Origin of the sequence: Providencia sp. PROV208 (assembly GCF_028479465.1) — a bacterium.
Taxonomy (GTDB): domain Bacteria; phylum Pseudomonadota; class Gammaproteobacteria; order Enterobacterales; family Enterobacteriaceae; genus Providencia; species Providencia alcalifaciens.
Genome location: NZ_JAMPNS010000028.1, coordinates 1 through 11,084 on the forward strand (window position 1 = coordinate 1; position 11,084 = coordinate 11,084).

Consider the following 11,084-nt stretch of genomic DNA (forward strand, 5'->3'; position numbering starts at 1 on the left):
TCTAAGGAGATTCAATGAAATTTTTAACGATTACAGCCTTATTGGTTGGGATTGCTGGCGCCTGTTTACTGTCGTTTGGTGCTTGGTTGGTTTATCCCCCTGTTGGCTATATCACTGCGGGGTTGTTATGCCTTTTATGGTCCTACTTAGTTTCTAAGTCGATGGACCAGCCGAAAAATGGTAAGGGGTAACTATGTTTTTTCCTGGTCTATTTCGTAAATCCAGTGAGGGGATGACATCTCATGAACTGAGTGAGCTTATAGGTCTTTCTTATAATACCTATTCTGGTCGCCGTGTAAGCCCGCAACTTGCCATGCAATTAACAGGGGTTTTTGGTTGTGTTCGGGTGCTCGCTGAATCAGTGGGGATGCTGCCGTGTTCTTTATACGAGCAATTAGAGCGAGGGAATAAGCGAGCGACACGAGAGCGATTAAATAAGCTACTTTCCGTTAAGCCCAATAATTACATGACACCGCAAGAGTTTTGGGAGCTATTAATTGCCTGTTTGTGTTTGAGGGGTAATTTCTACGCTTATAAAGTTTTTGCACTTGGGGAGGTCGTCGAATTATTACCACTGGATCCAAGCTCAGTTACTCCGAAGTTAAACAGTAATTGGGAGCCTGAGTATAAAGTGACCTTCCCCAATGGGGACTGTCGAACGCTATCTCAAAATGAAATTTGGCATGTTCGTATTTTTACATTAGATGGGTTAACGGGGTTAAGCCCTATTGCTTTTGCTAAGCAAGCTATTGGTCTCGGTTTGGCAACCGAAGAGCATGGCGCCCGTCTATTTGGTAACGGTGCAGTGACCAGTGGTGTACTCCAAACAGATCAGGAACTTTCAGACCCTGCTTTTGACCGGTTAAAAAATGATTTTGAAGCGAATCATCAAGGGCTAACGAATGCCCATAAACCTATGATTTTAGAAATGGGGCTGAAGTGGCAGCAAATCAGTTTATCCGCGGAGGATGCTCAGTTTCTTGAAACCCGAAAATTCCAACTTGAGGAAATTTGCCGTATTTTCCGCGTGCCACTTCATTTAGTGCAGAACACCGATAGGGCGACATTCAATAACATTGAAAACCTCGGGATCGGCTTTATCAATTACTCCTTGGTTCCCTACCTTATTCGTATTGAGCAGCGTATCAATATTGGTTTAGTCAAACCAAGCAAACAAGGTGTTTTCTACGCCAAATTTAATACAGGCGCACTGCTTCGTGGGGACATGAAATCTCGATTTGATGCCTATGCAACGGGTATCAATTGGGGGATCTATTCACCTAATGAATGCCGTGAACTGGAAGAACTTAATCCACGTGAAGGTGGTGATATCTATCTCACGCCACTAAACATGACTACAAAGCCAGAATCCTCAAAACAGGAGGGAAAAACACATGTCGATAATGACAAAGCAACGGCTTGATGTACCGCTAAAAATTAAGTCAGTCAGCGACTCGGGAGAGTTTGAAGGCTATGGCTCAGTTTTTGGCGTGAAAGACAGTTATTCCGACATTGTGATGTCCGGCGCTTTTCTTAACTCACTCAATAAGTGGCAAGAAAAAGGGGCTCTTCCTGCAATGCTTTGGCAGCACAACATGTCTGAACCCATCGGTATTTATACCGAAATGCGAGAGGACAGCACGGGACTCTATGTCAAAGGGCGATTGCTGATTGATGACGACCCTTTATCTAAACGTGCACATGCTCACATGAAGGCCGGATCATTATCCGGCCTTTCTATTGGTTACATTCTTAAAGACTATGAATATGACCGCAATAAAGATGCCTTTCTATTGAAAGAAATCGACTTGTGGGAAGTCAGTCTAGTGACTTTTCCCTCAAATGATGAAGCCCGGGTGAGTGATGTGAAATCGGCGTTTGCCCGTGGCGAATTACCCACACAAAAAAGTATTGAGCGAGTCCTGCGCGATGTTGGGCTTTCGCGAACACAAGCTAAGGCCTTTATGGCTAAAGGCTACGACGCGCTTTCTCTGCGTGATGCTGAGCAAGAAGCTATCGACACATTGAAATCCATTTTTAAATAAAGGTACATATTATGGCTGTAGATCATAAAGACGTTAGTGAAGTTGCGCAGGAACTGAAAGGTAAATTTGAAGAATTCACACAAAAGAATGATAAGCGCATCGATGCAATTGAAGCGGAAAAAAGTAAGTTATCAGGTCAAGTTGATACGCTGAACGAAAAATTAACTGAATTAGATGAGTTAAAAACTAACTTAGAAGCAGAGTTGGCTGCAGTTAAGCGCCCAAATGGTGGTACGGTAAATAAGGATGTTGCTGAGCATAAAACTGCATTTGATCAGTTTGTGCGCAAAGGTAAAGAAGAAGGGCTTGCTGATTTGGAGCGTAAAGCGATGCAAGTTGGCTCAGACCCCGATGGTGGTTTTGCCGTACCAGAAGAGCTCGATCGCAATATTATCAGCATGCTTCGCGATGAAGTGGTTATGCGTCAAGAGTGCAATGTCGTGACTGTTGGTTCACCTAACTTTAAACGGTTGGTGAATCAGGGTGGCACGAATAGTGGATGGGTGGGTGAGGTGGATAAGCGACCTGAAACTAAAACCCCAAAACTGGCGTCCATTGAGCCTGTTTGGGGCGAGATTTACGGTAATCCAGCGGCAACACAAACGATGCTTGATGATGCCTTCTTTGATGTTGAGCAGTTTATCACGGGTGATTTGACCATTGAATTCGCCGAGCAAGAAGAAGCTGCTTTCACCAATGGGGACGGTATCAAAAAGCCAAAAGGTTTATTGGCATATGGCAGTGATGAGCAAGCAGACAAAGATCGTGATTGGGGAAAATTACAGCATCTGTTATTGAAAAAGCCAACGGAAGTCACTGCTGATGAAATCATGAAGCTGATTTATACCATGCGCAAGGTCTATCGCTCAGGTGCCAAGTTCATGATGAACAACAATACCCTGTTCCAAGTTCGTACGTTGAAAGATGCGCAAGGAAATTACTTGTGGCAACCTGGCTTGCAATTGGGACAGCCTTCCGCATTGCTGGGCTATGGCATTGCTGAAAATGAGCAATTTTCGGATGTTGTTGCTGAATCAACGCCAATTGCATTTGGTAACTTCAAGCGTTGCTACACCATTCTGGATCGCATGGGTGTCCGTATGCTGCGTGACCCATACACCAACAAGCCGTTTGTACATTTCTACACGACCAAGCGTGTTGGTTCTATGATGGTTGATAGTAATGCAGTGAAAGTATTGAAAGCAGCTGCAGCGAAATAATCACAATATTATCCATGGCGGCTTAATTGCCGCCTTTTTGTGCCTCTCTTTTGCGTACCACATACGCACCATTTTTAAACATCGAACCGTTATTTAGGAATGAGCCTTTGAGGAGATCAGTTATAGCTGATACTGCTTCGATGGGCTGATCTCCTATGTGGCAAAGGTTCATTTCTAAGTAAGGACAGTATCATGTCAACTAAATTAGTGACTCATACAGATTTAGACCTCCGCGCAATGATTTCTGCAAAAGATGGAGAACCGGTAACTGATACATTTAAAATAGCTGAGGTGTTCAATAGACGTCATGCTGATGTCCTCCGAGCCTTGGCGAAGTGTCATTGCTCAGATGAATTCAGGGCTGCGCATTTTTTCGTTTCCGAGAAAATCAATGAGTTAGGTATTTTTGATAAAAAACAAAAATACTATGTTATGGATTTTAGCGGGTTCGTTATGCTGGTAATGGGATTCAGCGGATCTAAAGCTGGTCAGATAAAAGAGGCGTACATCAATGCATTCAACTGGATGAAAGGGAAACTTAGCGAACTAAATAATTCCCTTGAGGCTGAAAGTAACGCTGTAATGCTTGAGTATATGAAAGAAAAGGATGTAGCTAGTATGTCTGGTCGGTTATTAAATCGATGGGGAAGAGTAAAAAAGCCACAGTTACTATCAAGAATAAGCAAACTAGAGCAAAAGCGGCAATTGTGTATTTCATTTGCCAGTGAGCAAAAATGAATAGGTCGCTCAGCGGCCTTTTTTTATTGGAGGCTTCATGCCATTACCTACATTGGAGAAGTTAAAAGCGCAATGTCGGATTGACGATGACAATGCAACAGAAGATGACTTGCTGATCACGTATATGCTGGCGGCTAAGAAGCGGGCAGAAAACTACATCAACAGAACGCTTTATGGCGGTGATATTCCTGAATCCGATCCAGATGGTTTGCAGATCTCGGAGGATATTGAGCTGGCGATTATGCTGGCGGTAGGTCATTTCTATGAAAATAGAGAAACAACGGGTATGTCTGCCGGATTTAAAGCGTTATTGGAACCATATCGCTATATCAATATTTAGGGGGTGACATGAAAGCGGGCGAACTCAATAAGCGGATTTGGTTATCGCGTATCGAGGAAGTGAGGGATGAGCTCGGCGTCCCTAAATCTAGCTTGGTGAAAGTCAAAGAGGTTTGGGCAAAAGCGGAGGCGATGTCTAACCGGAAAATACGCACTGCCGATCAGCAGCAGGTTATCGAAACGTACCAATTCACTATTCGACCACGTAGCGACGTTAATATCGGGTGGATCATCACTTATCAAAATCGTAACTTCACGGTTCGCGCTGTTGATAGAAACCAGTCAGACCGACTAATCATAACGACGGAGGCTGACAATCAGCATGATAGAAACTGACATTAAAGCCGATTTGGAGCGACTAACAGGATTAAAGGCATATCCGTTAGGTCTGCCATCTGATGTGTTGGAAGGGGTTATTTATCAGCGTATCAGCGACCCTAAAGCGCTTACCGGACTCGCTAAAACCTCCCTTGTTCAATCTCGTTTTCAAATTACATTTCAGATCCCCAATGATTATGCCAAAGCGTTGAAGCTAGAAGCCTTAGTGCTTAAAACTTGGGAAAGCATTACGCACGGTCATATCGGCTCATATCCTGTACAAACCGTTCAGCGTGGGGCTTTCATGCAGTCACGAGAGGAGCAGACAGATAAGCGCGTGATTTTCAGAGTGATGCGTGATTTTGTTCTTACTTATCCTGAGGATGCCACATGAGAATGACGGTCGAAGTGAAGGGGTTAAAAGACCTGGAGTATGAGCTCAATAAACTAGGGGAAGAGATTACCACAAAGGTGTTAAGGCAAGCAGGACGAGAGGCAATGACACCCGTGTTAGACGATATGAAAAAACATGCTGGTTATGATGCGACAAGCGAAGCTGAGCACATGAGAGACAGCATTAAAATTACCACTACAAGCCGAATGAAGGACAACAAAACACTCTCTGTCATGACGGTAAGAGTGGGTCCAACTAAAGCGCATTATATGAAGGCGAAGGCGCAAGAATTTGGCACTGTCAAACAGATACCGAATCCATTCATCCGACCCGCGCTAGATTATAACCGTCAATTTATTCTCAATACACTTGCATCGGAAATACGTGCAAGCATCGAAAAATATCGTTAATTAAACTATTGGAGTCATCTATATGGCTGATAAAAAATCATCCTCTGAATATGCAATGCTACCTGCCGGCACTATCGTTAAATTTGGTAAGCCGGGCGATACCGTTGAACAGATGAAAGCTCTGGAAAATTGTAAAGCAACAGGCGCAACGGGGCTAACTGGCGGGTTTGTTGATTGCACTACGCTTATCGATAAAAACAAACAATCAATCTCTGATTTACCGGATGGACCTGAAAAATCACTTGGGTTTATCGATGATCCAGAGAATGCGGATTTTGCTGCATTTTTGAACGCTGCGAACGCCCGTGAAGTCGTGCAGTTTTACCTTGAGCTACCAAACAAACGTACAGCGACCATGATTTTGGCATTATCTGGCTGGGAAATGAATAGCCTTGAAGCGCCTGCGAATGAGGTTATCCAAATTACTGTAAAAGGTAAGCAAAATAACATCACATGGGGCGTTGCCACTGCCGGAGGTACAGAATAATGTCTCTGAAGTCATCTCTTCTTAAACCTACACCCCACATTGAAGAACATTCAATTTTAGGTACCAAAGTATTTCTACGCCGACTAACAATTGCTGAACTTGATGAATATGAGCATGACCTTCAGGACGCTCAAAAAACCGGATTTAGTTCAGATGCCAGCAAGGCTGGCGCTGAGTTGATCTTAAAAGCGATTTGCGATGAAAAAGGCAATCCAATTCCTGAAGATGAGTTACCTACAGCAGATGAATTAGTGGCAGTACATGATACGCCAACACTACTTTCTGCGATGGCATTCGTACAAAAATACAGTTATGGCTCGGTTGAGGAAGCCAAAAAAAACTAGCCGACTCACCCTATCTTAAGTTGATTTTCCAACTGGCGGACAGATGGGGTGAGCCAGACCCACGCAAAATAGCACAATTGCCTGCGGATATTATCACTCACTGGCAGGCTTTTTTCTCTCATGAGCCTAATCCGGAGCCGGAGCAAGGCGAACACCCTCCAATAACCCAAACACCGCTTCCATCTAGTGTGGAAGAGCAGTGTAATAATGTCATGAGGATCTTAAATGGCTGACGTTGCAAGTTTAGCGGTTGCGTTACACCTCAACGCAGCCTCTTTTAAATCACAAGTCTTTGATGCGTATGATTCAGCGCGCAAGGAATCCCAAAAATTCGCACAAGCGGCAACGAAAGATGCGGGTAACACAGCGGAAAGATTATTAGCAGTGTCAGCCAGTGCCAGAAAGGCGGGTGCTGATTTATCTGCTTCTGGACAATTGGCGCGACATTCACAACTTGGATTTGCTCAACTAAGGAATGCGCTTACGAGTGTTTCCGCGGGTTCATCGGTAGCGACCAGTAGTTTAATTGGGGGGTTTATTCCTGCACTGGAACGCTCATTAGAGAACGTCAACAGTGTCAAATTTTCCTTAGCAGAACAGCAGCGAGTCGCACAAGAAGCCGCGAGAGAGGCTATTAATTTATCTCGCGCCCAAATTGAAGGGGCGCAAGCGGATAGAAAAAGCGCCCAAGAAAAAATCAATCTTGCGGCAAAAATGCGTGACGAAGCCATTGCCCGCAGAGAGCAAGCTTTTGCGCTCGATGAGTATTTAGAACGCCAAGTTGAAGTGAACAAGCAGCATGGTATCTCAGTCAGCTACGCTGAAGATCATGCTAAAAACGCACGCATTATCAGCGAAGCAAATATTGCCGAAGCAGATGCCAAGAAACGAATGCAGAGCGCGTCTAATGCCATTATCTTGGCAGATAAAAGTGAACTCGATGGCAAGAAAAATCTTGCAGCTGCGACAGTTCAATTATCTGATGCCAGCAAAGAATTAACCTTCTCTCAGCGTGCAGCGGCGAATAGTGCCAGTTTGTTTAAAAGTGCATGGGGCATGATGGGTGGTGCTGTCGGTATTGGCATTATGGCGTCAGCGGGCGCTTTTACTTATTTATACTCTCAATATCAGCAAGCCGAAGAGCGCCAAAAAGCCTTCAATGCAGCCTTGCAAAAAGGTGGGTTAGGGCTTGTAACAACCGCCTATGATCTGCGAAATCTAGCGAATGAGCTAGGTGGAACCGCAGAGGCTTACAAGTCTGTCACCGCTGCTGCTAGCGCGGGTTTTTCTGGTGATTTGCTTCACCAAGTTTCAGAGCTTGGTGTTCAGATGGAAAAGTCAGGTGGTAGTGTTGATGACCTAGTATCCAGATTAGTTGCTTTGGGTGATCGCCCTGTCGAGGGATTGCAAAAGGCAATCGATGCAGGGCATATCATTGATGCGCAAGTGATAGAAAGAATAGCAAGACTTGATAGGGAAGGTAAAAAATATGAAGCAGCTAATGCAGCAAGATTAGCAGCAATAGTTGCCGAGAGTGAATATCATGAAAAAACTAATGCATTTGCAAAAAATCACGAAACTAGAATTAGGGAGCTAGATAAAGCTTATGCTGGATTGCAAATGACAATCCGCAATCTAGATATGGGTGGTAAAGACCCATTTCTTGGTATGTATGTAGCAACAAAGAATTTATTAACAGACAAGCTAAAGCAAGAGCAAGAAGAGCAGCAAAAACAACAAATTGAACAACAAAAAAAATTAACAGAAAGCTTGAAGCTACAGATTAATTTTAATGCTGCATTTTCAGCTGGCGTTGATCAACAAAAGGAACGCTATGAAAGGCAGAAGCAATTCAAGGATATGCTGGATAAGGGCACTATTTCCGCAAATGAATATCAGCAAGCCATAAAGGGACTGGATAAGTTATTTGCTGCGCCAAAGAAAGCAGGCGGTAACCCTATTGTTGATGAAGGAAAGCAGCGTATAGAACAGCTTTTGCAACAAGGTGCCGCACTACGAGCTCAATTGGAAGAAACTGAAGGTCTTACTGCATCAGAGCGTAAGCTTGCTTCCTTTGAGCAAGAATTAATTGGATTGCAAGGGCAGCATTTAAATGCTCGACAAAAAAGCATCCAATCACACCATGTTGAGATCCGCACACAGTTATTAAAAAACGCTGAGTTAGAAAAAGAAATTAAATTTAAGGAGTTGCGAAAGAAATTTGATGACCAAAATTTTGAGGTTATGCAAAAAACGTCAAAAATTAGTCAAGATGCAACAAATCAAATCTTGCAAATGACGATGAGTCAAAATGCTTATGATTTAATGCTTGAAGAGCAGCGTATTCAAGATGACTTTAGGCAAAGACGCTATCAGTTGGACAAGGAAGTTTCAGATAAAAAATCTCAACTCTATGCTGACCAAACGGCATTTTTACTTCAAGAAGAACAAAAGCAATTAGAAATTGTTCGTCAATCGTCGAAAGATAAATCTAGAGATCAGAGGGATGCTTACAAAGGAATGGCTAGAGGCGTACAGGATTTTGGCAATACAGCTGAAAACGTTTATGACCAAATGCGATCTATTAGTAATTCAGCCCTCAGTGACATGTCAGGTATGCTGGCTAACTTTGTAGCGACAGGGAAATTAAACTTTGCCGATTTTGCCCAATCAGTTGTGACTGAAATCACTAAGATGATCTTCCAGATGATGATTTTCAATGCTCTAAAAGCAGGTTTTACTGGTACCGCTTTTGGTGATGCAATGGGACTAAAAGCCACACCAAATGCCAAAGGTAATACTTATGAGTCTCCTGGGTTAAGTGCCCATCGTAATAGTATTGTGAAATCTCCAACATTATTTCCTTTTGCTAAGGGTGGCGTTCCTGGGATGGGGTTAATGGGGGAGGCTGGACCAGAGGCAATTATGCCATTAACTCGCGGAAGGGATGGTTCGCTAGGCGTTAGGGTTCTAGGGTTGGAGCAAGCACAATCAGCCGCGCCAAGTATTATTATTCATCAAACATTCCACGTTACTGGCAATGGTGATCAGGCTCTTTATGATGCAATGCAGGAAGCTGCAAAGATGGGGGCAAAGCAAGGTTCAGATGACGCTTTAGCTAAAATACAGCGTGATTTTATGACGAGAGGAAAAATCCGAGGATCCCTTGAGAGGTAATCATGGTATTAGAGTGGCCAGAAGCCGTTGTGCCAGCAACAATGAACTGGCAATTAATCAGCAATAGTAAATCATTTGCGTCTGTTTTTACTGGAAGCGTGCAAACAGTGCGCTTTCCTGGTAGCCGTTGGCGCTGCACATTAACCTTTAATAATCTTACCGAGCAATTATCACGCGATCTAGAGGTTCTTATGGCGGCGCTTGATGGTGAAAGTGGCCGAGTAAAAATTAGCAATTGGTTGCGTCAAGGATTGACTGGAAAAGGTGAAGCAAGAATAAGTACCGCCAATCAAACAGGTAAAATATTACAAACTAAAGGATGGATAGCTAGTTCAATTATATTGCGTAAAGGCGATTATTTGACGGTTGGTAATGAGTTGAAAATGGTCACTGATAATGTCATTAGTGATAAAGAAGGGAATGCGCTCATTCCTATTTCACCTATGTTAAGGGTTTCTCCAGCAGCCAATGATAAATTGGAAACTGTGCGCCCATTTGGAGTTTTTAAATTAACCAGCAATGATCAGGGTAATTTTCAATACAGACCGGGCGTCTTTTCTAATGTAACAATTACGTTTGAGGAGGCGTTATTCTAATGCTTTATCATCCATTTTCTAACAGCATGGTCAAAGCAATTAATGATGGTGCTGAATTAGTCATTGCTGCAAAACTTGATTTGAAGTCAGGGGTAACAAGAGCCCATACCGGGATTGGCAATTTGATTATTGCGGGTGAAGTCTATTTAGGCGTGGGTTCTTTGGGGAGCATAGAAACAGTTTCGGAAAATAACACCACAAGCCCACAGCAACTTATCTTGTCACTTTCTGGTTTTGACTCACTTTTAATTGCCGATGTTATGAATGAGCGAAGTCGTGGTAGAAATGTCAGTTTAATGCTGGTGGCTTTAGGTGGTGATGGGAAACCCGCTGTAGCTGAAATTGTGTTCGCTGGTCAAATATCAAACATTGGTGTGACTACGGGTAATAATAACGAAGTTGCCGTGACGGTATCAAATCGATTTGAACGATGGTCACAAGGTTTGCCAGATAGATTTACGGATGAATCATGGACAAAGAGGCACGCGGGTGATCGTATTTTTCGTTATGTTGCGCAAATGGCGGAGCGTGCTATCTATTGGGGTAGCAAAAAAGATGCGCCAACATTTATTTATAAGTAGGGATCATCTATTCTGATGCGAAAGTAATAACTTGTTGGATTTAATTATGAAAAAAGAAATAACCTATGTACTTGGCGCGTTGGCTATCCTAGTTATCATTTATTTTGCTGTTATGTCTTTTAAAGTAACCGATAAAAAAATCTATTCTGCTGTAGAAGCTTCTGTTTCTGAGGTACTTCTAGATCCTCAGTCGGCACAATTTAGTAAGCTAAAGATTGTAGAAAGGGTAAATGATGAAAAATCGTCATCTATGAAAGTTTGTGGGTATGTTAACGCTAAAAATTCATTCGGTGGATTCACTGGTAATAAAGGGTTTTATACTTTCGTTTATATAGATAATGGAAATATAAAAATTCACAAGAATAGTACAACTATAGCAAGTGATTTGCTAACGAAAGGTATGGTTGAGCATACCTGCAATTACTAGCCTAATAG

The 11,084-nt window shown here is 42.9% G+C and carries 14 protein-coding genes and 1 pseudogene; all 15 read left to right on the plus strand.

Going from position 1 to position 11,084, the window contains the following annotated elements; genetic code table 11:
* The first annotated feature begins 14 nt into the window (after positions 1-14).
* The 15 genes and pseudogenes from PR766_RS17275 (at position 15) to PR766_RS17345 (ending at position 11,076) form a co-directional block, all read left to right on the plus strand.
* Positions 15-191, plus strand: coding sequence for a hypothetical protein (locus tag PR766_RS17275; protein WP_195848315.1), 177 nt, complete (start codon positions 15-17; stop codon positions 189-191).
* A gap of 2 nt (positions 192-193) precedes the next feature.
* Positions 194-1,423: a phage portal protein gene (locus PR766_RS17280; protein ID WP_154636047.1), complete on the plus strand. Its 1,230-nt coding sequence runs from the start codon at positions 194-196 to the stop codon at positions 1,421-1,423.
* Entirely contained in the window at positions 1,401-2,045 is a 645-nt protein-coding gene (locus PR766_RS17285; protein ID WP_230086769.1) for an HK97 family phage prohead protease, read from the plus strand. Before PR766_RS17280 ends, PR766_RS17285 begins: the two co-directional genes overlap by 23 nt.
* An 11-nt stretch (positions 2,046-2,056) precedes the next feature.
* The gene (locus PR766_RS17290; RefSeq protein ID WP_154636046.1) at positions 2,057-3,265 is read left to right on the plus strand and encodes a phage major capsid protein; all 1,209 of its coding nucleotides are present in this window, start codon (positions 2,057-2,059) and stop codon (positions 3,263-3,265) included.
* 145 nt (positions 3,266-3,410) lie between these two features.
* Positions 3,411-4,003 (plus strand): annotated as a pseudogene (locus tag PR766_RS17295) (Rha family transcriptional regulator).
* A 37-nt stretch (positions 4,004-4,040) separates the two neighbouring features.
* A complete protein-coding gene (locus tag PR766_RS17300) occupies positions 4,041-4,343 on the plus strand; it encodes a head-tail connector protein (RefSeq protein ID WP_154636044.1) in 303 nt (100 codons plus the stop codon).
* 8 nt (positions 4,344-4,351) lie between these two features.
* Positions 4,352-4,678, plus strand: a complete 327-nt coding sequence (locus PR766_RS17305) for a phage head closure protein (RefSeq protein ID WP_154636043.1) — start codon at positions 4,352-4,354, stop codon at positions 4,676-4,678.
* Complete coding sequence (locus PR766_RS17310) at positions 4,665-5,054, plus strand: hypothetical protein (protein ID WP_154636042.1); 390 nt, start codon at positions 4,665-4,667, stop codon at positions 5,052-5,054. The genes PR766_RS17305 and PR766_RS17310 overlap by 14 nt, the downstream gene beginning before the upstream one ends.
* The gene (locus PR766_RS17315) at positions 5,051-5,464 is read left to right on the plus strand and encodes an HK97-gp10 family putative phage morphogenesis protein (protein WP_036975540.1); all 414 of its coding nucleotides are present in this window, start codon (positions 5,051-5,053) and stop codon (positions 5,462-5,464) included. The genes PR766_RS17310 and PR766_RS17315 overlap by 4 nt, the downstream gene beginning before the upstream one ends.
* A 22-nt stretch (positions 5,465-5,486) precedes the next feature.
* Positions 5,487-5,951, plus strand: a complete 465-nt coding sequence (locus tag PR766_RS17320) for a phage tail protein (RefSeq protein WP_154605991.1) — start codon at positions 5,487-5,489, stop codon at positions 5,949-5,951.
* A complete protein-coding gene (locus PR766_RS17325) occupies positions 5,951-6,295 on the plus strand; it encodes a hypothetical protein (protein ID WP_036983292.1) in 345 nt (114 codons plus the stop codon). Before PR766_RS17320 ends, PR766_RS17325 begins: the two co-directional genes overlap by 1 nt.
* A 225-nt stretch (positions 6,296-6,520) precedes the next feature.
* Positions 6,521-9,472, plus strand: coding sequence for a phage tail tape measure protein (locus PR766_RS17330; protein WP_154636041.1), 2,952 nt, complete (start codon positions 6,521-6,523; stop codon positions 9,470-9,472).
* Between the two features lie 2 nt (positions 9,473-9,474).
* A complete protein-coding gene (locus PR766_RS17335; protein WP_154636040.1) occupies positions 9,475-10,068 on the plus strand; it encodes a hypothetical protein in 594 nt (197 codons plus the stop codon).
* Positions 10,068-10,649, plus strand: coding sequence for a hypothetical protein (locus PR766_RS17340; RefSeq protein WP_154636039.1), 582 nt, complete (start codon positions 10,068-10,070; stop codon positions 10,647-10,649). The genes PR766_RS17335 and PR766_RS17340 overlap by 1 nt, the downstream gene beginning before the upstream one ends.
* Positions 10,650-10,695: 46 nt before the next feature.
* Positions 10,696-11,076: a hypothetical protein gene (locus PR766_RS17345; RefSeq protein WP_154636038.1), complete on the plus strand. Its 381-nt coding sequence runs from the start codon at positions 10,696-10,698 to the stop codon at positions 11,074-11,076.
* The last annotated feature ends 8 nt before the right edge of the window (positions 11,077-11,084 follow it).

Excerpts from the sequence above, each read along its gene's own strand:
- PR766_RS17315 (WP_036975540.1), top strand. The coding sequence starts at position 5,051 with ATGAGAATGACGGTCGAAGTGAAGGGGTTAAAAGACCTGGAGTATGAG.
- PR766_RS17345 (WP_154636038.1), top strand. The coding sequence starts at position 10,696 with ATGAAAAAAGAAATAACCTATGTACTTGGCGCGTTGGCTATCCTAGTT.
- PR766_RS17280 (WP_154636047.1), top strand. The coding sequence starts at position 194 with ATGTTTTTTCCTGGTCTATTTCGTAAATCCAGTGAGGGGATGACATCT.
- PR766_RS17340 (WP_154636039.1), top strand. The coding sequence starts at position 10,068 with ATGCTTTATCATCCATTTTCTAACAGCATGGTCAAAGCAATTAATGAT.
- PR766_RS17275 (WP_195848315.1), top strand. The coding sequence starts at position 15 with ATGAAATTTTTAACGATTACAGCCTTATTGGTTGGGATTGCTGGCGCC.
- PR766_RS17320 (WP_154605991.1), top strand. The coding sequence starts at position 5,487 with ATGGCTGATAAAAAATCATCCTCTGAATATGCAATGCTACCTGCCGGC.
- PR766_RS17300 (WP_154636044.1), top strand. The coding sequence starts at position 4,041 with ATGCCATTACCTACATTGGAGAAGTTAAAAGCGCAATGTCGGATTGAC.
- PR766_RS17310 (WP_154636042.1), top strand. The coding sequence starts at position 4,665 with ATGATAGAAACTGACATTAAAGCCGATTTGGAGCGACTAACAGGATTA.
- PR766_RS17305 (WP_154636043.1), top strand. The coding sequence starts at position 4,352 with ATGAAAGCGGGCGAACTCAATAAGCGGATTTGGTTATCGCGTATCGAG.
- PR766_RS17330 (WP_154636041.1), top strand. The coding sequence starts at position 6,521 with ATGGCTGACGTTGCAAGTTTAGCGGTTGCGTTACACCTCAACGCAGCC.
- PR766_RS17325 (WP_036983292.1), top strand. The coding sequence starts at position 5,951 with ATGTCTCTGAAGTCATCTCTTCTTAAACCTACACCCCACATTGAAGAA.
- PR766_RS17335 (WP_154636040.1), top strand. The coding sequence starts at position 9,475 with ATGGTATTAGAGTGGCCAGAAGCCGTTGTGCCAGCAACAATGAACTGG.
- PR766_RS17290 (WP_154636046.1), top strand. The coding sequence starts at position 2,057 with ATGGCTGTAGATCATAAAGACGTTAGTGAAGTTGCGCAGGAACTGAAA.